This is a genomic window from Cytobacillus spongiae, assembly GCF_021390075.1.
Window position 1 is genome coordinate 718,855 of record NZ_CP089997.1, and the last position, 24,938, is coordinate 743,792.

At 40.4% G+C, this 24,938-nt stretch carries 22 protein-coding genes and 2 riboswitches; of the genes, 14 read left to right on the forward strand and 8 right to left on the reverse strand.

The features are described from left to right. Positions 1-52: 52 nt before the first annotated feature. A complete protein-coding gene (locus tag LS684_RS03760; RefSeq protein ID WP_233810090.1) occupies positions 53-1,117 on the reverse strand; it encodes a GGDEF domain-containing protein in 1,065 nt (354 codons plus the stop codon). 232 nt (positions 1,118-1,349) lie between these two features. Continuing rightward, a riboswitch (SAM riboswitch) is annotated at positions 1,350-1,455 on the forward strand. Positions 1,456-1,593: 138 nt separating this feature from the next. Then, positions 1,594-1,701: riboswitch (SAM riboswitch) on the forward strand. 143 nt (positions 1,702-1,844) lie between these two features. Between LS684_RS03760 and LS684_RS03765 the strand changes: the two genes are divergently transcribed. From LS684_RS03765 to LS684_RS03800, 8 genes are all read left to right on the forward strand, one after another. Beyond that, positions 1,845-2,876: a methionine ABC transporter ATP-binding protein gene (locus LS684_RS03765; RefSeq protein WP_233810092.1), complete on the forward strand. Its 1,032-nt coding sequence runs from the start codon at positions 1,845-1,847 to the stop codon at positions 2,874-2,876. After that, on the forward strand, positions 2,866-3,516 hold the full coding sequence (locus LS684_RS03770; protein WP_233810094.1) for a methionine ABC transporter permease: 651 nt from the start codon (positions 2,866-2,868) through the stop codon (positions 3,514-3,516). The genes LS684_RS03765 and LS684_RS03770 overlap by 11 nt, the downstream gene beginning before the upstream one ends. A gap of 17 nt (positions 3,517-3,533) precedes the next feature. Continuing rightward, positions 3,534-4,364 carry a MetQ/NlpA family ABC transporter substrate-binding protein gene (locus LS684_RS03775; RefSeq protein WP_233810096.1) on the forward strand — a complete coding sequence of 277 codons (831 nt, stop codon included), beginning with the start codon at positions 3,534-3,536 and terminating at the stop codon, positions 4,362-4,364. Positions 4,365-4,409: 45 nt separating this feature from the next. Further along, a complete protein-coding gene (locus LS684_RS03780) occupies positions 4,410-5,618 on the forward strand; it encodes a M20 family metallopeptidase (RefSeq protein WP_233810098.1) in 1,209 nt (402 codons plus the stop codon). Between the two features lie 119 nt (positions 5,619-5,737). Beyond that, positions 5,738-6,853, forward strand: a complete 1,116-nt coding sequence (locus LS684_RS03785) for an NAD(P)/FAD-dependent oxidoreductase (protein ID WP_233810100.1) — start codon at positions 5,738-5,740, stop codon at positions 6,851-6,853. 169 nt (positions 6,854-7,022) lie between these two features. Then, positions 7,023-7,907: an ABC transporter ATP-binding protein gene (locus tag LS684_RS03790; RefSeq protein ID WP_233810102.1), complete on the forward strand. Its 885-nt coding sequence runs from the start codon at positions 7,023-7,025 to the stop codon at positions 7,905-7,907. Next, positions 7,908-9,119 (forward strand): ABC transporter permease, encoded by a 1,212-nt coding sequence (locus LS684_RS03795; RefSeq protein WP_233810104.1) that lies wholly within the window; start codon positions 7,908-7,910, stop codon positions 9,117-9,119. 1,218 nt (positions 9,120-10,337) lie between these two features. Continuing rightward, positions 10,338-11,861: a carboxypeptidase M32 gene (locus LS684_RS03800; protein WP_233810106.1), complete on the forward strand. Its 1,524-nt coding sequence runs from the start codon at positions 10,338-10,340 to the stop codon at positions 11,859-11,861. A gap of 55 nt (positions 11,862-11,916) precedes the next feature. Here LS684_RS03800 and LS684_RS03805 read toward each other — a convergent pair whose 3' ends face one another. The 6 genes from LS684_RS03805 to LS684_RS03830 form a co-directional block, all read right to left on the reverse strand. Further along, complete coding sequence (locus LS684_RS03805) at positions 11,917-12,378, reverse strand: hypothetical protein (RefSeq protein ID WP_233810108.1); 462 nt, start codon at positions 12,376-12,378, stop codon at positions 11,917-11,919. A gap of 75 nt (positions 12,379-12,453) precedes the next feature. Beyond that, positions 12,454-13,029: a hypothetical protein gene (locus LS684_RS03810; RefSeq protein WP_233810110.1), complete on the reverse strand. Its 576-nt coding sequence runs from the start codon at positions 13,027-13,029 to the stop codon at positions 12,454-12,456. 143 nt (positions 13,030-13,172) lie between these two features. After that, a complete protein-coding gene (locus LS684_RS03815) occupies positions 13,173-14,216 on the reverse strand; it encodes a TolB family protein (protein WP_233810112.1) in 1,044 nt (347 codons plus the stop codon). A 17-nt stretch (positions 14,217-14,233) separates the two neighbouring features. Further along, positions 14,234-15,091: a permease prefix domain 1-containing protein gene (locus LS684_RS03820; RefSeq protein WP_233810114.1), complete on the reverse strand. Its 858-nt coding sequence runs from the start codon at positions 15,089-15,091 to the stop codon at positions 14,234-14,236. After that, a complete protein-coding gene (locus LS684_RS03825) occupies positions 15,088-15,411 on the reverse strand; it encodes a PadR family transcriptional regulator (protein ID WP_233810116.1) in 324 nt (107 codons plus the stop codon). Before LS684_RS03825 ends, LS684_RS03820 begins: the two co-directional genes overlap by 4 nt. A 235-nt stretch (positions 15,412-15,646) precedes the next feature. Further along, a complete protein-coding gene (locus LS684_RS03830) occupies positions 15,647-16,099 on the reverse strand; it encodes a hypothetical protein (RefSeq protein ID WP_233810117.1) in 453 nt (150 codons plus the stop codon). A 307-nt stretch (positions 16,100-16,406) separates the two neighbouring features. Here LS684_RS03830 and LS684_RS03835 point away from each other — a divergent pair, with 307 nt between their 5' ends. Together LS684_RS03835 and LS684_RS03840 are read left to right on the forward strand one after the other, a co-directional pair. After that, the gene (locus LS684_RS03835) at positions 16,407-16,679 is read left to right on the forward strand and encodes a hypothetical protein (RefSeq protein ID WP_233810118.1); all 273 of its coding nucleotides are present in this window, start codon (positions 16,407-16,409) and stop codon (positions 16,677-16,679) included. 641 nt (positions 16,680-17,320) lie between these two features. Beyond that, entirely contained in the window at positions 17,321-17,824 is a 504-nt protein-coding gene (locus LS684_RS03840) for a GNAT family N-acetyltransferase (RefSeq protein WP_432418815.1), read from the forward strand. Positions 17,825-18,078: 254 nt separating this feature from the next. Here LS684_RS03840 and LS684_RS03845 read toward each other — a convergent pair whose 3' ends face one another. After that, positions 18,079-18,672 (reverse strand): PepSY-associated TM helix domain-containing protein, encoded by a 594-nt coding sequence (locus LS684_RS03845; protein WP_233810119.1) that lies wholly within the window; start codon positions 18,670-18,672, stop codon positions 18,079-18,081. Positions 18,673-19,013: 341 nt separating this feature from the next. Here LS684_RS03845 and LS684_RS03850 point away from each other — a divergent pair, with 341 nt between their 5' ends. From LS684_RS03850 to cydC, 4 genes are read left to right on the forward strand one after another with little or no spacing between them, the layout of a single operon-like run. Then, complete coding sequence (locus tag LS684_RS03850) at positions 19,014-20,414, forward strand: cytochrome ubiquinol oxidase subunit I (protein ID WP_233810120.1); 1,401 nt, start codon at positions 19,014-19,016, stop codon at positions 20,412-20,414. Next, positions 20,414-21,424, forward strand: coding sequence for a cytochrome d ubiquinol oxidase subunit II (gene cydB / locus LS684_RS03855; protein WP_233810121.1), 1,011 nt, complete (start codon positions 20,414-20,416; stop codon positions 21,422-21,424). The genes LS684_RS03850 and cydB overlap by 1 nt, the downstream gene beginning before the upstream one ends. Continuing rightward, positions 21,424-23,145, forward strand: a complete 1,722-nt coding sequence (gene cydD, locus LS684_RS03860) for a thiol reductant ABC exporter subunit CydD (RefSeq protein WP_233810122.1) — start codon at positions 21,424-21,426, stop codon at positions 23,143-23,145. The genes cydB and cydD overlap by 1 nt, the downstream gene beginning before the upstream one ends. After that, a complete protein-coding gene (gene cydC / locus LS684_RS03865; protein ID WP_233810123.1) occupies positions 23,142-24,860 on the forward strand; it encodes a thiol reductant ABC exporter subunit CydC in 1,719 nt (572 codons plus the stop codon). The genes cydD and cydC overlap by 4 nt, the downstream gene beginning before the upstream one ends. The last annotated feature ends 78 nt before the right edge of the window (positions 24,861-24,938 follow it).

Sequence of the window (24,938 nt, forward strand, 5' to 3'; positions counted from 1 at the left end):
AAAGGCATTCAGACTTAAGTTCGTCTGAATGCCTTTTCAATAGTGAGGACATCTAGTAGCACACTCGATTTCTTCCCAATCTTTTTGCCTCGTATAGGAGTTGATCTGCTACATCAATTTGCTGGTGAACATCTTTGGCTGGATAAAATGGACATATACCGATTGAAACAGAAATGCTTGGAGTGATCTCTCCAGACGCTGAGCTGAACTTTTCAAGAAGTAGATGCCTTCTGAGTTCATTAAAGTAATAAGCCGTTTCTTCTAACGAATCTCCGCTACAAAATGCAATGAATTCTTCTCCGCCATAGCGTGCGAACATGATATGGTCAGTCTGCTTTTGCCTAAGATACTGGGCAAATTGAATCAGTACACGATCACCTGTTAGATGGCCAAACTTGTCATTGATTTCTTTAAAAAAGTCTAGATCTAGCAAGGCGAGAAAGTAAGGGTTATTTGGGTTTTGACTGATTTGTTCTGACATGACTTCAAGAAATTTTCGCTTGTTATAGAGTCCTGTTAACGGGTCGAAATCAGCTAATTGGTTTAATCGTTGCCGCTGGTCCTCTTGTTGAATGCCGTTAATAATAAAGATATAAAAGATAAAGGATGAACCTATAATTGAAACATATCGAAAAGTTAAAAGCTGAAGAGCTTCATCCACAGATAGTGAAAAAAAGAAAAGTGTTGGGAAATCAGATAAAATCCATGCAATAGTCGTTGCGATCGCAATCTTCTTAAAATGGTAGCGGGGAGTTTCCCCTTGAAAAAAATAAAGGCCAACGATTGTAGGGAAAATCATACCAAATAGGGTTCCTGGGACTGCTCCAGGACCTCCCATAATCAGCCGCCAAATCGAAGCAACAAATAAGACAGGAAGGGCTGTATTCCATCCTCTCATAATGGCTAAAAATAATAATGGGATGAGCCGTAAATCGAGAAAATATTCCTCAAAGCGAATCGGTAAGTAGAACATAGAAATCGTCGCAGCTATACCGAAGAAAATGATTAGAAATTCCCCGGCTCTTTTCGGAATACATGGCTTGTAATGGAAAATCATATTAATACATAAGTGCAACAATAACAAAAGAGCAAAGTTGGATAACACAGACTGTATCAATGGGATGACTTCCTCTCTCTAGAAGTTCAAAATTTAGAAAAAAGCACCAATTTATATTACCATAAATTACCGGAATAATGGGTATTTAGCAGAATATTTTATCATTTTTTTCAATTAGCGAATGAAAGGATACTTACAGCACACCTTCGAAAAAAATAAAAATAAGAATTGACACAGTTAACGAATCATTGTAAAGTGTATCTCACAGGAAATAATTGAATAAAAATCGTGATTCTTATCGAGAGAGGTAGAGGGACTGGCCCAATGAAACCTCGGCAGCGGACTGATTACAAGTACTGTGCCAAATCCAGCAAGTCATATGACTTGAAAGATAAGAAGAGGAAACATACATATGTTTAGGTGAACCTCTTCTTATCGAGAAGAGGTTTTTTTCATTCCTGAAAAAAGGAAAGGAGATTGAAAACAAGAGTCTTTTTTATATTAAAACATAGTAATCCGATAGGTTAATAATGTATTTCTTATCAAGAGAGGTAGAGGGAAATGGCCCAATGAAGCCTCGGCAGCGGACTAATAATTAGTACTGTGCCAAATCCAGCAAGCGATATAGCTTGTAAAGATAAGAAGAGCTCTACAATGTAGACCCCTCTTCTTGTCTGAAGAGGGTTTTTTGTTGGTACATTTTACAGTTAATCATGACAGTAACTCATTCAAAATCAGAAAAAGTATCATCCCTGTTTAATAAAAAATGAAAAAGGAGTGACAAACGATGATTTTATTTCAGGATGTTCGAAAAGTATATGAAAGTAGCGGAGAACAGGTTCACGCGTTAAATGGAGTGGACCTTCATATCAAGAAGGGGGATATCTTTGGTGTTATTGGATTTAGTGGAGCAGGGAAAAGCTCGTTAATTCGCTGCGTCAACTTACTTGAACGACCGACGAGTGGGAAGGTGATCGTCGATGGGAAAGATTTACTATCGTTATCGACCAAACAGGTGAGAGAAGCGAAGAAAGATATTGGGATGATTTTTCAACACTTTAATCTCCTCAATTCGAAAACGGTTTTTGACAATGTGGCGATCCCTCTTCGCTTGGCGAAAGTTTCCAAGCAGGAGATTACAACAAGGGTAATGGAGCTACTGGAATTTGTCGGTCTAAATGAAAAGGCAAATAATTACCCGGATCAGCTTTCTGGAGGGCAAAAGCAGCGAGTTGGAATTGCGAGGGCACTAGCAACAAAGCCATCGATTCTATTATGTGATGAAGCGACATCAGCCCTCGATCCCCAAACGACTCGTGCGATTCTACAGCTTCTGAAAAAAATCAATGAGGAATATAAAATTACCATCCTTATCATTACCCATGAAATGTCTGTCATCCGAGAGATCTGCAATCGGGTAGCAGTGATTGAAGGAGGCAAGATTATTGAAGAAGGAACAGTCTTTCAAGTGTTCTCTTCTCCTAAAACAGAAACAGCCCGAAGCTTTGTTAGCTCTGTGATGAATGATCAATTACCAGAGGCGGTGAAGAGATTGGTTGAAAATGTAGAAGGAATACAGAGAGTGTACCGAATTCACTTTGTAGGAGAATCGGCGGGTGAGCCTCTTTTTTCCAAACTAGCCAAGAAGTTTGATCTTCACGTAAATGTTCTTTTTGGGAATATTACAGAGCTTCAAGGGATTCCATATGGCAATTTAATTGTGGAATTTCAAGGGGAGGAGAAAGAAATCAATCGAGCACTAATGTACATCAATCAGCAAGAAGTTTTAATAAAGGAAGTGACCACACATGCTAGTTGATCAGCAACAAATTATCGATGCCCTTCTTGAAACAATTCAAATGGTAGCTGCATCCCTGTTATTCTCCACCTTATTGGGCTTGCCACTCGGGATTCTACTCGTTGTAACGAGAAAGGGACATCTTCTTGAAAATAAGGTTGTGTTCAATTGTTTAAATGGAATAATTAACATTTTTCGTTCTGTGCCCTTCATTATTTTGATGGTGGCAATTATTCCAATTACTCGACTTATCGTCGGAACTTCGATTGGTACTGCAGCTGCTGTGGTTCCGCTTGTATTTTATGCAGGGCCGTATATTGCTAGATTAATTGAAAATTCCCTATTAGAGGTTGACCCTGGGGTAATTGAAGCAGCAGAGGCGATGGGAGCTACACCTTGGCAAATCATTGTTCGATTTCTCATACCAGAGGCACTAAGCTCACTCGTGCTGTCCATTACAATAGCAACTGTCGGTCTTGTTGGTGCATCTGCTATGGCTGGGGCTGTTGGTGGAGGTGGACTTGGGGATCTTGCGATTACGTATGGGTATCAGCGGTTTGATACTACGGTCATGCTAATTACCGTTGGGATCTTAGTTGTCATGGTTCAAGGGCTTCAATCCTTTGGCAATATTTTATCGAAAAAAATTAGAAGAAGATAAAAAGGAGGAATTTCATCATGAAAAAAATTGGATTATTCGTTATTGTTCTAGCATTATTGGTCTTTAGTACAGCATGCTCATCGAAAACGAGCGGCAAGGAAGAGGAAGTTACTATTAAGGTAGGAGTAAGTGGTTCTGACAATCGAATTTGGGACTATGTTTCGGAAAAAGCAAAGAAGGAGGGCATTCAGGTGGAGATTGTTCGGTTCTCTGATTATGTTCAGCCCAATATTGCGTTAGCAGAGGAAGAACTTGATGCAAATGCTTTTCAAACAATTTCATATTTCAATGCGTTTAAAAAGGAGCATAATCTGGATCTTGTTCCAATTGCGACGACCGTTATTGCACCGATGGGAATTTATTCAGAGAAATACAAGTCTGTTGATGAAATCCCAGAAGGTGGAAAGATTGCTGTTCCAAATGAAGCAACCAATATGGGCCGTGCATTCTTGCTCCTGCAAGAGGCGGGCTTAATCAAGCTACCAGATGACTTCGATGGGAATGGTTCTCTAGATCAAATCGTTGAAAATCCAAAGAATCTTGAGATTGTTCCAGTTGTAGCAGGGCAAACACCGCGAGTATTACCGGATGTTGCTGCAAGCATAATTAATAATGGAATCGCAGTAGATGCGGGGTTCAGTCCTGTTAATGACTCGATTTTCCATGAAAGTGCAACGGCAACCCCTTACATTAATATTATTGCTGTTCGAGCGGAGGATCAGGATAACGAGTCATTGAAGAAGCTAGCTGAACTCTATCAACAAGATGATGTGGCTGAATTTATTGAGAAGGAGTACAAAGGGAATGTGATTCCTACCTTTGTTCCACTTAGTGAGATTGGAGAATGATTAGTTGTTACCATGCTTACGAAAAACGAGGGAGGTTGAAGAAAGATGACAACAATTGCAAATACGTATCATTTGCAGAAAAAAGCAATAACTGACGATGTGGATAGTAAAAAGGAGCTTTATATATCTACTAGTCATCAAATACATGATAAACCTGAGATTGGAAATGAAGAATTTTTTGCTTCTCGTCTATTAATCTCCCTACTTGAAACAGAAGGCTTCACGGTCGAAAAAGGTGTGGCAGGTCATAAGACGGCATTTTTTGCTAGAAAAAGAGCCGCAAAGCCAGGACCAGCGATTGCATTCCTCGCTGAATACGATGCATTGCCAGGTCTTGGTCACGCTTGCGGACACAATATCATTGGAACTACTAGTGTAGCAGCAGGAATTGCGGTCAGCAAAGCGATTGAGGACACAGGTGGTGAAGTAGTCGTGTTAGGCACGCCTGCGGAGGAAGGGGGTCCAAATGGCAGTGCGAAAGGGAGCTTTGTAAAGCATGGACTCCTCGATGATATTGATGCTGCTCTAATGGTTCATCCATCAAATGAAACCCGGCTAACGAGCCATTCACTAGCCGTCGATCCTTTAGACTTCGAATATACCGGAAAGCCTGCTCATGCTGCTGCCTCTCCCCACGAAGGGATAAATGCGCTAGATGCAGTGATCCAATTATTTAATGGGATAAATGCTCTTCGCCAGCAATTAAAAGAGGATGTGCGAATTCATGGCATTATTACACATGGGGGAGACGCGCCAAATATTATTCCCGAGTATGCAAAGGCACGCTTTTTCATCCGTGCAAAAACGAGAACAGAACTTAATGAGGTCACAAAAAAGGTGAAGGCAATTGCTGAGGGGGCTGCATTGGCTACAGGGGCACAATTGAATGTCATCGCTTTTCAGAACGAGGTAGATAACCTCCTAATAAATAAAACGTTTGATGCCATTTATAAAGAGGTCGCTGAAGAGCTTGGTGAAACCGTTATTGTATCAGAGAAAGGAGGCATTGGATCAACTGATGCTGGGAATATTAGTCAGGTTGTTCCTACTATACATCCCTATATCAAAATTGGACCAAGTGACCTTGTTGCACATACCGTATCATTTAGGGAGGCGGCGAGATCACCTAAGGGGGATGAAGCATTAGTAAGAGGGGCAAAGGCTCTTGCTTTAACTGGATTACAGCTTCTTACCAACCCAAAACTTTTAACAGAAGTGAAGGATGAGTTTTTACAAAGAAAAGCAGGTGAATAGCATAAGGAGAGAGTCCAGCTGGGCTCTCTTTTGCTTATAGGTCGAAGCCACTGATTGTAGTAAGCGAATTTATTCGTTAGAATGGGAGGCAGTAAGCTTTAAAGAAAAGGTGTATATAGATGAAGAAAATGATTGTAATTGGAGCAGGAATACTAGGAGCATCGACGGCTTATCATCTTGCGAAGTCAGGCGTTCACGTCACAGTAGTTGATAGAAAAGATCTTGGTCAAGCAACTGATGCAGGAGCAGGTATCGTTTGTCCTTGGCTTTCACAGCGCCGAAATAAAGCCTGGTATGAGCTTGTTAAAGGAGGGGCACGCTACTATCCGTCGCTTGTAAAGCAATTAGAAGAAGATGGAGAGACGGAGACAGGCTACCGGCAAGTAGGAACACTCTGTCTTCATACCGACGAAAAGAAGCTAGCACAGATGGCAGAACGGGCGAGAAAAAGAAGAGAAGATGCACCTGAAATTGGTGAAATAACTATTTTAACACCAGAAGAAACCAAGCAATATTTCCCGCCTTTATCAGATGAATTTTCTTCTGTTTACGTAAGCGGGGGTGCTCGTGTAGATGGAAGGGCCATGAGAGATGCGCTCATTCAAGGGGCTAAAAAGCATGGAACGACCTTTATCAAAGGAGATGCTACCTTATTAATAGAAGGAGATCGGATTACAGGTATTCAAGTTGAAGGGGAAAGCTTCCTTGCTGATTCGGTAATCATCACAGGCGGTGCATGGGATGAAGCGCTTCTTCGGCCACTCGGAATCACCTATCGTGTAACGCCACAGAAAGCTCAAATTGTACACCTCGAGCTATCGAACACGGATACAACGGACTGGCCTGTAGTCATGCCGCCCAATAACCAATACATTCTCACATTTGAAAATGGCCGGGTAGTTATTGGTGCTACCCATGAAGATGAAAGAGGCTTTGATTACCGAGTCACCCCTGGTGGGCTTAATGAGGTTATTGGTAAAGCTCTACAGGTCGCACCTGGGCTCACTGACAGCACGTTTCTCGAAACACGTGTTGGCTTTCGCCCGTACACACCAGGCTTTCTCCCGATAATTGGAGCGTTACCAGCACATCAAGGGATTTTTCTTGCAAATGGTCTTGGCGCATCTGGCTTAACTAGTGGCCCCTATTTAGGTTCGGAACTTGCCAAGCTTGCCCTCGGAGAGCCAACTGAATTAGATTTGAAGAATTATGATGTTAGAGAAGCGTTCGAATAAGTAAAGATGACTTCGGTGAGGTCATCTTTTTTATATAAAAAAATATACCATTTATGTAAAATTTTATTTACTATAGAAGTAGTGTTTTTTTCCTGGAGAGGAGAAGTGTAGAAAACAGCTAGATAATCATTAGATTAGAGAAACTTTTACTAGAATTGGAGGTTTTCCATTGTTAGAGGTTCATAGTCTTACAAAAAATTATGGGGAAAAGGTAGCCGTTGACGGACTTTCCTTTAAAGTTGAGCCAGGGGAGGTCTTTGGACTTCTCGGAAGAAATGGTGCCGGAAAGACGACTACAATTAAAATGATGCTCGGTCTTGTTACACCTAATCAGGGGCAGGTAGAGTGGGAGAAAAAGAAGGGGTTAAACCATGTTTCCTTCGGTTACTTGCCTGAAGAGAGAGGGCTTTATCCTAAAACAAAAGTGATGGAGCAACTAATGTATTTTGGGAAGCTTGAAGGGATGAAAAAGAGTGAAATCAAACAGTCGGTAGAGTATTGGATGGACCGCTTCGATATTATGATGTATAAGGATAAGTTAGCAGGAGACCTATCAAAAGGAAATCAACAGAAGGTCCAGCTAGCTGCAACATTACTACATAATCCAGACCTAATTATATTGGATGAACCGTTTAGCGGGTTAGATCCCGTTAACACCAATTTACTTACAGAGGTCATTCTCGAAGAAAAACAAAAGGGAAAAGTAATCATTATGTCTAGCCATCAAATGGACCAGGTCGAGAAATTCTGTAAACAGGTGGTTCTTATGAAGGATGGAAAGGCCCTTATAGCAGGCGAGCTAGCGGCAGTAAAAGAATCATACGGGTTAATGTACCTTTCTCTATTTGGCGATGTAAGGACACTAAGTGAGTTCGCTACAAAGCATGGGTATACCTTCCAAGAGGACGGGAAACGAATTATCCTCTCTTTGACGAACGAGGACGATCATTTAAGAGTACTATCACAAGCTGTAGAAGCAGGAGTTCACGTTTCTGAAGTAACCTACCTTCAGCCAACATTGCACCAAATATTTATTGATAAGGTGGGGTCATAGATGCAAGCTTTTCAGACAGCCTTTTTCTTTCATTTTAAAGAACAAATCCGTTCAAAAGGATTCCGAATTACTTCGATTGTGATGTCACTTATTATTTTAGGCTTTTTTGCTTATAATCATTTTTCTGCAGGGGACGAAGAGGTTCGAATATCGGTGCTCAATACAACTTCTTATCAGATTGATGAAAATCTGCTAATGGATCAAATTCCTGGTCTGAAGATTGAAACGACGTCAGAGGATAAGCTCAATCAACAAATCGACAAGATCAAGGAGCAAGATCTAGATCATTTCATCGTAGTGAAGGAGAAAAATTCCCTTCCTGTTCTGAGCTATTACTATCATCGAATGCCAAACGCAAGAGTCATCTATGCATTCTCAGCACAGCTGCAGCAGCAATATTTTACAACGGTAGCAGGGGAAAATAATCTTTCAGCCGAAGTGATGACTGAATTACTTCAAACAATTCCTGTTGAAGAAAAAATGGTTGCAGAGAACAACGGAAGTTTAGGGATCGTATATGTATTTATTTTCTTAATGTACACATTTATCCTCATGTTTGGTCAAGCCATTGCGATGAGCATTACTGGCGAAAAATCAACCCGAGTCATGGAAGTCATGATAACAAAGATTAAGCCCATTTACATGCTCTTTGCAAAAGTACTTTCCAATTTAGTAGCTGGTTTACTTCAAGTATCCATTTTCTTCTTATCTGGCTACCTTGCTTATTTATTGGGCTGGATTGAGACAGATCAGCTCAGTATTTTTGGGTTTTCATTTGATCTTTCTCAAGTGGATGCAGGACTTATTTTGGCTTTTGTGTTTTTCTTTGCATGTGGTTATTTAGTGTATGCACTTTGTTTCGCCGCATTAGGATCGATGATTTCAAGAACAGAAGACTTAGGGAGCGTCATTGGACCTGTAATGATTCTTGTAATGGGAGCATTAATGGTTGGGATAAAAACAATGATTGATCCAACTGGCCCGCTCGTTACCTTTTCAACGTACTTTCCGTTCTTCTCACCAATTGTCGCTTATTCTAAATATGTGATGGGCGAATTGTCGATGCTAGAGTTACTAGGAAGTGGTGCCGTACTTGTGGTTTCAATCCTTCTCATTGCAATGATAGCCTCTCGTATATATGTAAAAGGGGTTATGATCTACGGAGAAAAGTTCAAATGGTCAAATATCAAGGGGATAATGAAAAACGAATAGATTAGAAGCCTTCTGGAGACAGAGGGCTTTTTACAATTGTGCTTGTAGTCAAGTTTCGGACGGCGATTAGGGCTGGGGAAAAAATTGAGCGTTCGCTCCTTTTAGAGCTGGCTTTATAATGTGGGGGAGCTCTCTCGTTGGGACCAAGAACATGTTGCCCATGCCCAACTTGTGAGCGTTCGCTCCTTTTTTGAGCGAACGCTCGCAGCCGGGAGGAAATCGCTCACTTTTCTGGAAATTCGCTCACGTCCAGCGAAAAATCGCTCGCATTGGAAACGATTTTGCTCGGCAAGAGATAGATTTCGCTCCAAATGGGATTTAGTACCGTAGAAATTGACTCCAGTAGATACGTTTTTACGGAAAAGAACATATTTATTAAACGAAGTGAAGATTTTTTGGGAGAGGTGACTTTATCAGGTAGGGTAGCTCTCTCGATGAAACCGAGAACAAGTTGCCCATGCCCAACTTGTGAGCGTTCGCTTCTTTTTTGAGCGAACGCTCGCAGCCGGGAGGAAATCGCTCACTTTTCTGGAAATTCGCTCACGTCCAGCGAAAAATCGCTCGCATTGGACACGATTTCGCTCGGCAAGAGGTAGATTTCGCTCCAAATGGGGTTTAGTACCGTAGAAATTGACTCCAGTAGATACGTTTATACGGAAAAGAACATATTTATTAAACGAAGTGAAGATTTTTTGGGAGAGGTGACTTTATCAGGTAGGGTAGCTCTCTCGATGAAACCGAGAACAAGTTGCCCATGCCCAACTTGTGAGCGAACGCTCCTTTTTTGAGCGAACGCTCGCATTGGACACGATTTCGCTCGGCAAGAGGTAGATTTCGCTCCAAATGGGGTTTAGTACCGTAGAAATTGACTCCAGTAGATACGCTTTTACGGAAAAGAACATACTTATTAAACGAAGTGAAGATTTTTTGAGGGAGAGGTGACTATATCAGGTAGGGTAGCTCTCTCGATGAAACCGAGAACAAGTTGCCCATGCCCAACTTGTGAGCGTTCGCTCGCAGCAATTCAAAAATCGCTCACACTTTTGGAATTTCGCTCTCACTTGCAAAATGAATTCGCAAAAAGAACCTCATATTAGAACGAGCCCGTCCACGCTTCTCCTTTACAGAAATCAGTTAAAGAAATCATTCGACTATCGAAATAATATACTGTATAATAAAAATTGTAATTATCTGAAATTTCTTACATAGGGGGATATTATGCAAACCTTATTAAATGTGGAAGAAGCGAAAAAGCAATTTCGAGCATTAGATGAGAAAATTAGTGCGTTTTCAAGCTTGTTAAGCCTTGCAGGGTGGGATGCGAAAGTAAAGGCTCCCAAAAAGGGGAGAATTACTGCTGCTAAAGCAACGGGAGTAGTGTCAACTGAAATGTTCAAGATGACTGTATCTAAAGATATGGCCGAATGCTTAGATGTGTTAACTAAGCCTAATGTATATGAAACATTGGACCCTGCACTGAAAGCAGCGGTGCGCATTCGTCATAAAACCTACTCCAGAAGTAAGAGTATTCCAGAGGAATTGATTAAAGAATACAGTGTTCTTCAAGGGGAGGCAAATAACGCCTGGGAGGATGCTCGCTCTCTAAATAACTTCTCTTTATATCAGCCATATTTGCAGAAAATGTTCGATATTAAGCGGAAATTTGCTGAGTACTATGGCTACGAGAAGCATCCGTATGATGCGTTGATGGATGAATTTGAGCCAGGCTCGACAGTAGAAGAAGTGGATGAAATCTTTAAGAACCTACGTGCGAGCAGCATCGACTTATTAGAGCGGATTAAAAAGTCAGGAACGCAGCCTGATTCTTCTTTTTTACAAAAAGAGTATCCAATCGAGACTCAAAAGGAGTTCTTGCTTAAGCTGTTACCTAAGCTTGGCTATGATTTAGAAGCGGGGCGTTTAGATCCGACAGCACATCCATTTGCGATGGCAGTCAATAAAAATGATGTACGGATTACAACCCGCTATTCAACGAATAATTTACAGTTTGCGATTTTCTCTACCATTCATGAGGCGGGTCATGCTTTATACGAGCAGGGCGTTCATGAAAATTATGAGGGATCGGTTCTAAGAAGAGGTACTTCTCTTGGAATCCATGAATCACAGTCGCGCTTTTTAGAGAATATGGTTGGTCGTTCGAAAGAATTTTGGCGAGCAGCATATGGCGACTTACAAGGGTTGTTCCCACAGCAGCTTGGGGATGTGTCAGTTGATCAATTCCACCTGGCAGTGAATCGTGTGCAGCCTTCGTTTATACGAGTAGAGGCGGATGAGCTTACCTACAATCTCCATGTCATGCTTCGTTATGAAATTGAAAAAGGGTTAATTGCTGGAGATTTAGAGGTAAAGGATTTACCACGAGTTTGGAACGAAAAAATGGAAGATTATCTTGGGATTGTACCAGAAACAGATTCTCTTGGTGTTTTGCAGGATGTCCATTGGTCATTTGGAGCAATTGGTTATTTCCATACGTACTCATTAGGAAATCTTTATGCTGCTCAATTACTCCATACGATTGAAAAGCAAATTCCAGACTTTTACGGGCAAGTTGGCCATGGAAATCTGCTTGGAATACGTGAATGGCTTCGGGAACACATCCATCAGCACGGTTCACTCTATCTACCAGCTGAGCTTATTCAAAAAGTAACTGGTGAAGAGTTAAACTCTCAGTATCTCGTCCGCTATTTAGAAAACAAATATAGTAAGCTATATAACTTATAAATAAAGAAGCCAATCAAAAGAAGCTGACAGAGAATGGATCTGCCAGCTTCTTATTTTATTCTTCTAGACTTTTCAGCTCAGAAAGTAAATAATTTCGGTCGCCTTCTTCTGAGATGCCTTCAGCTGCCTTGTATGCTAGCTTTAGATGCTTTTCCATAGAAGAGAGGTCATTTCCTGCCTTATATGCCCGTGCTAATGCCTCATGGGCAAAAGCATAATCAAAATCCCCGATTTGGTTGAGTTCGCAAAGCTCCAGACAGTACTGGGCATGGGATTGTGCACTTTGAAACATGCCTAATAGGGAGTACACTCTTGAAATCTGCCATTCTCCTCTACTGAATTCAAGAGGGGTGCCAATTTCTCCCCAGTGAAACCGAGATGCATGGGCTGTGTGAATCATCTGAAAGTCTTCTTCTTGTGTACGGTTTTCCTTTTCCATAAGGTCCCAGGTCGCATTAAAATTATGTACTGCCTGCTTTTTATGCCAGTCAGTCAAAGATAATTGTTCTACAGTCATTAAAATCCTCCTAGAAACATTGTTATTTAAATATTCAGATATAATAACTATAGCATAATAATTGGACAATTGCTGTTATCCATTTAAAAGAATAGGGATTAAAACCTTTTTAGTCGGTGTATGTGAGTAGTCTCTAATTGAACCCTGATATATGTATTCCACATCTTCAAGCTGTCCCAGATCGGATGGGGTGACAAAACAGGTCGGTTTATTAAACGCCACTGCCCTACTTCTAGTTAATAGCGTACTTACAAATTCAGAGCAGAAGAACGCATTTTCCCTATCTAATGGTTTTCGAAACATAAGAGCGAATAAGCCTAGTAAATTATATTTATATTCATGCTGCTTATCTTCAAATTGCTGAATTTGTTGTTGGATATGCTGAAACTGCTCTTCTGTAATATTAAGGCAGTAAATCTCACAAGTGGCTTTTTTGAAAAGTCCTTCGCCAACTTGTTCCTTAACAAAACCTCCAATGAAAGGGTTCCAGGGCTGTTTTCTCCCAAAGCTGTATAGATTCTCCAGCTGCAGATCCAGTGACAGAGAAGAATGGTTATATGTTTGCTTCGTATATAATCTTATTAATCTAGTAAAAATCGTTCCTGTATCTGTTAAAACAAGATAAACTTTCCGCTCCTTTTGATGATTCATGGTATTCCCTCCTCGTTCAGCAGCAGGATTCTCTAGTATTATTTTATGGAACAAATCATTGGAAGAAAATTGTTCCAGAGGTTTAATTTCTTATCAGACTCGAGACCTAGGAGGAGGGGATCTCACACATTTTCATCCAACTATCAGTCTTCGAAAAGCATGACTTCTTCGATGCCTTTTCCATCAATGGACATCTTATACAAATGGTTTTCTTCTCCATTTTGACCGAACTTCTTATCAACGACAAAATAGATTTCCTTTCCATCGGCGGTGACGACTGGGTTCGTTGTATATTCTCCTAGGTTTGTTAGCTGGGTTTCTTCATTCGTATTCATATGGAACTGGTAAAGCTCATATTCGAAAGTACCGCCTTCCTCTGCGTTTGCAATCGATTGGAAAATTAAATCAGACCCAGTTGGTGTTAAATTAAATGTGAATATATCTACTTCTCGATTTGGATTCGTTACGATGCGCGCATGGGTAGGATTGTCTAGAGGGATTTCAAAAATTCGCTGATGAACATTGAACGAGTCCTCTGCTGTCTCTACTCCATCATCGTCATCCATTTGCACATACACTTTTTCCCCATTAGGTGAAACGGTTAAGGAACTCATCGAATATTTCTCTAGCTCAGTTACTTGTTGGTGGTCATTTGTTTCCAAGTCATATTGAAATATGTCCAGTCCATGGGGGCGTTTGCTAGCAATTGGTGAATAATTGGTATACGTATTGGCAGAAAGATAGAATAAGATAGGCTTTACCGAAGAATATTCTACCTCCATAATAATTCCTTCCTTTGAAAAAGCCTCTGTCACTTCCTTTGTTCTAAGATCTAGTAAATATACCTTACTTGTCATCTTCTTTTCTTCTTCAAGGTCCTTCGGAAACGCCACGAAGGCTAGAGTCGAGCCATCCTGTGAAAAGCTAGGGTCAACAATGGTATGTTCATTATCAAGTTCATATGCTTGATCAGAGATGCCTAGCTTTTCATTGTAAAGATGTAGCTGAGGCTTCCCTTTTTGATAGGAAACATATGCTATCGTACCTTGAGAGGATATATCGAAGTGATGGGAGAGCCCATTTTGCTTCTCGTTGTCCTCTTTTTGAAACATCAGACCTGCGATTGCGAGTGTAGCAGTTATCGAAGTTAGCATCACAACAATAATCATTAGCGGTGTTTTTTTCATTTAGGAAAACTCCAATCTTAGACGAGCATAAAAAACAGTAAAGTTAGTAGCACAGCCATGGCACCTATGGCCGGTATGCTACCAAGGATAAAAGCGATTCTTCGGTTCTTTTTCGCTAGCTTGATTTGGACAAAATACAGGCCTGACCATATGAAGATAGGGCTCGCGAACAATAGCATAATTGGCTGCCATTCTCCGATCATTATTAGTCCGCCCCAAATTAAAAATAACGAAGCACCGATAATGAAGATCCCAGATGTAATATTTATGCCGTGCAGAATTTTAGTTGACTTATCTTTCACACTGAAATCATAAAGGGTTGTGCGGTAAATGAGAATCAACGCTAACCCAATATTGAGAATATCCCAAATCGAAAATCCAACAGAAAGCGGATGCTCCATATACGTGGCAATCGCATATCCATAGAGATAAGTGAGAATATGAACGACCAGTAAGCCGTTCATCCAACGCTTTCGATTAATATGAAAATAGTGATTAAGTGGAATGATGAGAATCATCGTACTTGTGAACATGCTTAATACAAGCCAGCCAATATACGCTTCTCCATTGCTTATTAGTTGGATTGTGTACAGGCTAATTGAAAATAGGATGGAGGATATGGCTAGTGAAAGCATCATTTCTTTTCGGTAGGGGAAGAGAGATTGTTGAATTTGCGATCCAATTTCTCCTTCCGAACCGAATTGTTCCATCGCTTTTTTTTCAGCTTCCACTTGGCTAAAGCCTTCTTCCATAAATTGTTCAGTAGATAGCTCAAGATGTACGAGCAACTCTTCGAACAAATCTTCCTTCTCTTCTTCGCTGCCTTCAGTATGCTGAACAATCCGTTTTACGTACTGCTCTAAAGGAGATTTCATAGAAGGCCCTCTGAGCTTTTTCGAATTAAACTTTCTATAAATCCCCAATCCTTTTGCTTTTGCTTCAGCTCGATCATGCCGCCATCAGTCATCCTGTAGTACTTCCTTCTTCCCGACTCAGTATCTACCCAGTAGGACTCAATCCAAAGTTTTTTCTCAAGACGCTTCAATGCCGAGTAAAGAGTACCCTCGCTCATCGCATATTGATCATTACTTAACTGTTTTAATACTTTCGTGATTTCATAACCATACATTTCCTTCTTTGCTATAAGTGACAATAGAAGTAAATCGATACTTCCCTTCATCATTTCCTTATCCATGGTATCCCTCCTTATGAAATGCTGTATTAACCATTGTAATACGAAGTACATCGTATTACAATGGTTATGTGGAAAATAAAAGGGAAGTACATTTCGTATGTTATCTGAACGAACTATTTACTTTCCTATTTTTCATAATAAAAAACTGCAAACACTCAAAAATGTCCACAGTCATCAAAGTCAAGCCTTATACTGATGGTTTTCATTTCGCTAGATAGTGATTGCTATAAACACTTTAATTAATAATCGAACCCCAGGTAATTTGCTGTTCTGCTTTTTTTATTGTCGCTTTGGATATTTCCTTTACATCATCATTAACGATGATGTAGACATTGTAATGGTCGTATACCGTAGCAATCCCGTCAGATATGGGTTCACTGTCGACGGTATGCTTACTGATTTCCATTAGAACATCCTTAACTCCTTGTTCCAGTTGTTCTTGAGTGGATACAGAGTGTGCTTCAAATGTTAATGTCACTGATTTTTCGTTCACGTCTGTTTCCTTAAGTGAAAGAGTAGTGTGATGGGCGTACATTTGCTGTACTTGATCAAGTGTGGCCCTTGTGATGGCAAGTGAGTCAGCTAAACGCGTTTCATCGTGAGCATTATCTGAAGAATCTTTCACATCATTTGTACAACCTGTCATGATTCCAAGAGTTAGCAAAAAGATAAATAGTCGCTTCTTCAATTGGATTTCCCCCCTTTACACTTATTAGTCGTAAGAAGACGGAATGTTGTTACAATTATGAATACATACTAGGCATACTGTTTCGGAGGATGTTATACTTTTCAGTAAATAATTGTAAAAGAGTTGGGGTATGGAGGAACGTCAAGAAGCGTATACGAAATGGAATTCTCGGCGTAATTTCATTTCAAATGGCTAAAACACCATAATTCTTCTAATCACTAGCTGTAACTGAGGGAATTGTTCACCTTGAAAGTTGTTTTGAGTGGTGGTAGAAAAGTATAGATATAGAAGAAATGGAGTGAAGATAATGAAAATTTTATCTGTCATGGAAGCAGCAGTTATCATTGTTATCACTGGAGTAAGTATATTTATTTTTGATCGAATCTCGTTCATTGAAGGAGTAGAATCTGTTGCAGCCGCAAGCTTATTGCTACTATGTCTATTTGGACTTAAATCCCTGGCGAAAAAATCGGAATGGCTGAACCGAGAAATAGAAGTTGAAAATGGAGTTTATTTAATTATTGGCATGTTTGCGACTCCCGTTTTATTAAGTCTCATCTTGTTTGGGCTTGGGAAATAGAATACTAGAGAAAAGGACTGAAGAAGATGGAAACATTATTATGTGAGATGAAACTAGCTCCTTCCCTGGAAGACCAAAGAGAAACGTTTAGACAGACCGTTGCAGCAGCTCAGAACAGAATGACAGCTTTTGCCGAAGCCCATCAATGGGGTGCATATGCTATCGATCCATTTGTGAAAGGTGTTCGCTTCTTCGATTCGAAAGTAGCCTTTGATGATGCAGTTCGTTTTGCCTTTCAATTGGATGAAAGTACAGTGGTTCCAAGAACAGCTTCAGCCATTGTTGCAAATGGAGAACTTCTTATCGTTTCTCCTGACTTGTATTTGGAGCTCTATCCTCTAGGGGAGGAAGAGGCTTTTTATGAAAAGTTAATAGCTCATGAGTTTGCTCATGAATTACATATTCGAGTGTTAAATGGAGAAGAAGAGAAGATGGGGCCGAAGTGGTTTTTTGAAGGTTTTGCTCTTCATGCAGCAGATCAATTTACGACAGAACCAAATCAATTATCTGAGCAAGAAGTTTGGAAAATCATTGAAGAAGACCAAGATGCTACCTATCGGTTATATAAAGAAGTAATTTCGTATTTATTAGGGCATTTTTCCCTCGAAGAGCTTGTAAAGCTAGTACAAACTGAAGAGTTAATCCATCGTCTAAAGGCTAGAGCTTCCTTAGAAGTGGTTTCTACTGACGTATTAGATTATTCAGAGGTCACAACCTTCTTTGTCGAGCATTGGGGAACTTCACAGATGGTTATTTCTAGTGGGATTTTTCAATGCGATACGTTAGACGGATATGCGGTTGTAGACCAGCAGAAATCCATTATTGGTCTTCTTACATATATTATCGAAGGTCGTGAATGTGAAATTATTTCGTTAGATAGCAAGGTCGTGAATAAAGGGGTTGGCTCTAGGTTATTGACAGCCATTGAAAGGAAAGCGAAGAAGGAGAACTGCAAGGAAATAAAGCTAATAACAACAAATGACAATCTTCATGCCCTTGCTTTCTATCAAAAGAGAGGCTATCAGTTGGTAGAGGTACTTTCAAATGCGGTTGAACAAGCGAGGCTCCTTAAACCAGAGATACCGCTCTATGCAGACAATGGCATTCCAATTCGAGATGAACTATTACTAGTGAAATCATTATAATAACAGAATTCTCTTAGAGGATCAGACGTAGTTAGTAATTGACGGATTTGCATGCTATGGATCCATGTGTCAAGCTTTCGTGTATCGATGGATTTATATGGAATGAAAGACTAATCCTACATGATTTAGGCTATAGACAAACTTGAAGCAATTTGAGTTTGTCTATAGCCTATTTTATTTGAGCTATCTTCGTCGAACCTGTTGCAGTCATAGCGAACGCTTTCAAGAAAGCAAACGAATGGATTGGAAATCAATCAGGCTACCTTACTTGATACTTCCTTCCTCGCTCGTCTTATTCTCCTTGCTTTTGCTTGTCCAGCCAATGTGCGAATAGAAAGGAATACTCCTGTACCAGTTAAGATAATCATGCCAATTGTCGCGAAGTTAATTAAATTTGTATAGCGTTCCCCGCCGAATAATCCAATATGCCAATCGTGAGCTGTTTGTGTTACGGGGTTATAATAAATTTTCGAAATGACTCCTTCTGTATTAACAACAACCTGTGTTTGCTTATCATCGTTTAACCCAATGTAATAAGATGGGCCAAAGCCATGATCCATGAGTGAGACCGTTTTTACTTCGTTTAATTGAAACTTTCCAGTCCTTGCTGCTTTATCTACTATTTCTGTAATGGAAAAATTTGAATCGGATTGAACAGGAGCATCATGGCTATGCGAGTTAGAATGCAATTTTTTTCCTAAATCGGGATTTTGATAAGTGATTACCTGAGATCCCATGAATAGAAACTTATTGTTAATAACTAATCCTGTTAATGAAAGTAATAGAATCATCACACTACATAAGAGTCCAATATACAAATGAATATTTTTGTTCCATTTCCAAGCCAAAGTACATTCCTCCAATTTATTTTCTAAGTAAGAGAATAGCGGATAGTTGTGTGACATGAATGAAAATCAGATGAAGTTTGAAAGGAATCTTTGTGAGGGATGTAAGAAGTGCTAGTAAATATATCACTCAATATTAGATATATTCAAATAATATTTTTTACTCAATATTGAAAGCAATTTCTTTATTTTTGTCTAAATTATGAAGAATTACGCCTGTCACAGATCCGTAAAAATGTTATCACAATATAATCATATCCCGGTGGTACACTCATATTGTTTCATACGATACGGGGTACAATGGGGAGATGTATTTGTGAGAAATATGAGTAGGAGGTTCTTAAATGGATGAGTTACTATTGGCTAGACTTCAGTTTGGCTCAACAACGATATTTCACTTTTTATTCGTGCCAATGTCAATTGGTTTAGCATTTATCGTTGCCTTAATGGAGACATTGTATGTTTTCAAAAAGGATGAAGTATATTTGAAAATGACTAAGTTTTGGGGGCATTTATTTTTAATTAACTTTGCAGTTGGTGTTGTAACGGGAATTATACAGGAGTTTCAGTTTGGAATGAACTGGTCTGAGTATAGTCGGTTTGTTGGAGATGTGTTCGGAGCCCCGCTTGCGATTGAAGCATTGCTCGCATTCTTCATGGAATCCACGTTCATCGGTCTTTGGATTTTCGGATGGGATCGGTTATCAAAGAAGGTTCATTTAATGTGTATTTGGCTGGTTTCCATTGGCACAATGATTTCAGCGATGTGGATTTTAGCGGCTAACTCCTTTATGCAAGAGCCAGTCGGTATTGTGATTCAGAACGGACGAGCGGAAATGAATGATTTCTTTGCTCTATTAACGAACCCACAGTTTTTAGTGGAATTTCCCCATGTAGTGTTTGGAGCGTTTGCTACAGGTGCTTTCTTTATTGGTGGCGTTAGTGCTTATAAGATTTGGCGAAAGAAAGAGCTAGTTATTTTTAATAAATCCTTTCAATTAGCTATGGTTGTCGGGCTAATTTCAGGTATGGGAATTGCCCTTAGTGGGCATTCGCAAGCACAACATTTAATGGAGTCACAGCCAATGAAGATGGCGGCAAGTGAGGGGTTATGGGAGGATAGTGAAGACCCTGCACCTTGGACGGTTTTCTCTATTATTGATGAAGAAAAACAGGAGAATTCCTTCGAGATTAAGATTCCTTATGCATTAAGCTATTTAACGTACGAAAAGTTTGAAGGCAGTGTTCCTGGGATGAATACACTTCAAGCGGAGTATGAAGAGAAATATGGAGAAGGCAATTATATTCCTCCAGTCAATGAAACATTTTGGAGCTTTCGTATTATGGTGTTAGCAGGAATGGTCATGATTGGTTTTTCAGCGTTAGGGCTATGGCTAAGCTATCGCAACAAGCTCGATACAAGCAAATGGTATCTTCGCACAATGGTGTGGTTGATCTCTTTCCCGTTTATTGCAAACACAGCGGGCTGGATCATGACCGAGATTGGTAGGCAGCCATGGACGGTGTTCGGCTTAATGACAACAGCTGCTTCAGTCTCCCCAAATGTGTCTAAAGAAGCGTTGTTATTCTCATTCATTTCTTTTACCGTCATTTATGCGATTTTAGCAGTTGTACTTGTATACTTGTTTATCCGTGAAATTAAAAAGGGTGCTGACCATGACCATAGTGAAAACCATGAAGTAACGGTTTCAGTTGACCCGTTTGATAAGGGGGCTTATCAATAATGGAGCTAAGTGAGCTTTGGTTTGTACTAGTTGCAGTTTTATTTATTGGGTTCTTCTTTTTAGAAGGCTTTGATTTCGGCGTGGGAATGGCTACGCGATTCCTAGCAACGAATGATCTGGAGCGGAGAATGCTCATTAATACAATTGGGCCATTCTGGGATGCGAATGAAGTGTGGTTGTTAACAGGTGGAGGAGCAATTTTTGCAGCCTTCCCGCACTGGTATGCAACGATGTTCAGCGGTTATTATATTCCATTTGTGTTTGTGTTGCTTGCATTAATTGGCCGAGGTGTGGCCTTTGAATTTAGAGGGAAAGTGAGTCATCACAAGTGGACGAAAACCTGGGATTGGGTCATTTTTTTCGGAAGTATTCTTCCACCTTTTTTGTTCGGCGTGTTGTTTACCAGTATTCTTCGTGGAATGCCAATCGATGAACACATGAACATGTATGCTGGCTTCACAGATTATGTGAATATCTATTCAGTCATTGGAGGAGTGACGGTTACATTGCTTTGCTATCTCCATGGATTACTGTTCATTACATTAAAAACAGTGGGCTCTCTCCAAGAACGTGCTCGGAAAATGGCTAAAAAGGTTGTCTATCCTGTGTTAGGCTCATTGGTTGTTCTTGTAATTGTAAGTTATGTGGAGACAGATTTGTTCACGGTTCGGCCACTAGTAACGCTGCCAATCATTGCAGCGATCGTAGTAAGCTTTGGAGCGGTAATCCTTTCTCTTAGAAAAAGTAAGGATGGACTAAGCTTTACTTTATCTGGTTTAGGGATTGCATTGACAATAGGGCTTATCTTTGTCGCCCTCTTCCCAAGAGTCATGATTAGCTCACTTGGAAGTGACTTTGACTTAACGGTATACAATGCAGCATCAGGTGCATATTCGTTGAAAATCATGACATATGTCGCCATTTCGCTACTGCCCTTCGTTTTAGGCTATCAAATATGGAGTTATTATGTTTTCCGAAAACGAGTGGATGGCAAGGGAATGATTTATTAATGGGAAAAGATCTCTTTCGATATGCAGGCATAAAGCGTATACTGTCTGCACTAACTATGATTACCATTCTTCAAGGAGTGACCATCCTTCTGCAGGCCATATTTCTTGCAGAAGGGGTCGCTCTCCTTTTTTATCATGGTCTAAATTCCACATATTCTCAGTCTCTGGTCTTGTTTATGGCTGCTTTCATTGGAAGATATGCTTTGCAATGGTTGAAAAATCTGTTAATTGAGTCATATGCAGAAAAAATAACTGTTGTCCTGCGACAAGACGTGTTGACCAGACTTTTTCAGCTAGGTCCGAGATATGCCAAAAAGCTAGGAACCGGAAAGCTTGTGACATTAGTGATGGAGGGAGTTTTGCAAGTAAGAACGTATTTAGAGCTGTTCTTACCAAAGCTTGTCGCGGTTGTGGTGCTCCCAGCAATGATTGCTCTCTATGTCTTCTCGTTAAATATCAAGTCTAGTGTTGTTTTAATTCTCACGATGCCCATTTTAATTGGATTTATGATTTTGTTAGGACTTGCGGCCAAGGTCAAAGTAGGCAAGCAATGGCAAACGTATCGAGTCTTATCGAATCACTTTGTTGATTCTCTACGTGGGCTCGAGACGTTAAAGTTTCTAGGTCTAAGTCGGAAGCATCAATCGAAAATTGTAGCTGTCAGCGAAGACTATCAAAAGGCGACAATGGGTACGCTTCGAATTGCTTTCCTTTCTTCCTTTGCGATGGATTTTTTCACAATGCTCTCGGTTGCGACGGTTGCTGTTTTTCTCGGACTCGGTTTAATAGACGGGAAAATAATGCTACAGCCTGCCCTCACGATTCTTATTTTAGCCCCTGAATTCTTTCTGCCAGTGAGAGAAATAGGGACTGATTATCATGCCACCTTAAATGGACAGGAAGCAGGGAAGGATATGCGGACCATTTTATCTGAGCCGCTATTGACAGAAGAAGAACCTCTTAAACTTGCAAACTGGGCAGCAAATGATCAACTAGAGTTACAGCATACAAGCGTTATTTTAGATCAGGGATCAGCGCCCATTTTGAAAGAGTTGTCCTTTACCTTAAAAGGAAAAAGAAAGATTGGGATTGTTGGAGAAAGTGGAGCAGGGAAATCTACTTTCATTGACTTAATAGGCGGGTTTATTGGAGGAAGTACACCTTCTATCTTTGTCAACGGAACAGGTTGTTCCCATCTACAAAAAGAGGAATGGCAGAAGCAGCTTCTTTATATTTCACAGCAACCGTATATTTTTTCAGATACTATTGCTAACAATATTCGTTTTTATCAACCTTCAGCCTCTGATGAAGAGGTGAGACAAGCTGCAGTTCATGCAGGGTTACACGCTTTAATCGAAGAGCTTCCAAATGGATTAGAAGAAAAGATTGGGGATTCGGGAAGGGAGCTAAGTGGAGGACAGTCACAGCGCGTAGCCATAGCTCGTGCGTTTCTAGAGAATCGTCCGATCCTGTTATTAGATGAGCCGACCGCCCATCTCGATGTGGAAACAGAAATGTCCGTAAAAGAGAAGATGCTGCCGTTATTTAAGGGTAAACTGGTGCTTTTAGCTACCCATCGCCTTCACTGGATGAAGGAGATGGATGAAATCATTGTCCTACATGACGGAAGAATAGTTGAGACAGGTACACATGAAAGCCTACTTGCGAAGCAAGGAAAATACGCTGAGCTAGTGCAAATACAAAGGGGGGAAAGAGGATGAAGAAAAACAGCTGGGTGCTTCCATATTTAAAGGAAAATCGTAAGCTCATTTGGAGTGTAGTTCTCCTCGGACTGCTAGCTGTTTTGGCGTCTGCCGCCCTTATGTTTGCTTCAGGGTATTTGATTTCGAAATCGGCCACGCTGCCAGAAACGATCTTACTTGTCTATGTTCCGATTGTAGCGGTGCGTACTTTTGGAATTTTGCGAGCAGTCCTAAGATATGTCGAAAGATTAGTAAGCCATCATGTCATCTTAACCATATTGTCACAAATGCGACTGCGCTTATATCAAGCGATTGAGCCAACTATTCTCGTTCTTCATTCAAGGCTTCAAACAGGTGATGTATTAGGAGCCTTATCAGATGATATTGAGCATCTTCAGGATGTGTATATAAAAACGATTTTTCCAAGTATAGTTGGATGTATCGTGTATCTTATTAGTGTTCTTGTACTTGGATTGTTTTCATGGTCAATCGCACTAATAGTGGCAGTCTACCTATTTATTCTCGTTTTTGTATTCCCGCTTGTTTCCTTGCTTGTAACGAGGGCAAAGCTAGTCAGAGTGAAGCAGGGGAGAAGTGAGCTGTACCGTCACTTAACGGATGCCGTCTTAGGTATTAGTGAGTGGATGTTTAGCGGCAGACAAGTGAGCTTTATCAAGCAGTTTGAAGAAAAAGAAGAAGTTATTTTAGAAGATGAACGAAAACGCCGTAGCTTTGTTCATCTTCGGAACTTCGCCAGCCAGATGATGGTGGCTGGCCTCGTATTCATTCTCATCAATTGGGCGGCAAAACAAGTTGAATTGGGGTCGCTCGAGGCGACGTTCATTGCTGCGTTTGTCTTAGTTGTCTTTCCGCTGACTGAAGCGTTTCTGCCGTTAGGCGATGCGGTCAGCCAGTTGCCAACCTATGAAGATTCATTGAACAGACTTGAAGGAATGGAAACACAAAGCATACCTAAGAAAAAAGGTTCTATTCGAAAAGAGCCATTTGTAAATGAAAAGGTAAGGATTGTATTAGAAGATGTTTCTTTTTCTTATAAAAAGGAGAAGGAGGTTCTTAGTGATGTATCGTTTCAAGTAGAGCCAGGTGAAAAGCTGGTTCTCTTAGGACCGAGCGGCTCAGGGAAATCGACGATTCTAAAGCTAATACAAGGAGTCATTCAACCGACTTCTGGAAATGTGCGGTTAAATGGAGTGAATTCAGAAGAACTGGTAGAGCAAATCGCTCATGTCGTATCAGTATTAAACCAGCAGCCCCATCTATTTGATACGACGATTCTAAATAATATTCGTCTCGGCCAGCCAGAGGCTAGTGACGAAGAGGTGTACTGGGCAGCCAAGCAGGTGGAGATGTATGACTTTATTCAAAGCTTACCGTTTGGCTTTCATACGCCACTTCACGAATCAGGCTTTCGCTTATCGGGTGGGCAAAGGCAGCGTATTGCCCTCGCGAGAATTCTACTACAAAATAATCCGGTCATCATTTTAGACGAGCCGACGATTGGCTTGGATCCCAAAACCGAAATGAACCTCATTCATCAAATGTTTAATGTCCTAAAAGGAAGAACGATCATCTTTATCACCCATCACTTTGTTGGGATTGATGATCACGACCAGGTATTGTTTTTAGAAAAAGGAAAAATCAAGCTAGCTGGAACCCATCAAACGCTTCTAGAAGAAAATGAACGATATCAGAGATTACAACAGCTAGTGTAAGCTGCCGATCAGATTCGGCAGCTGTTTTCTAGGCAGCACATTCAAAAAATCTTTACTAAAAATATGAAGAAACCCTAT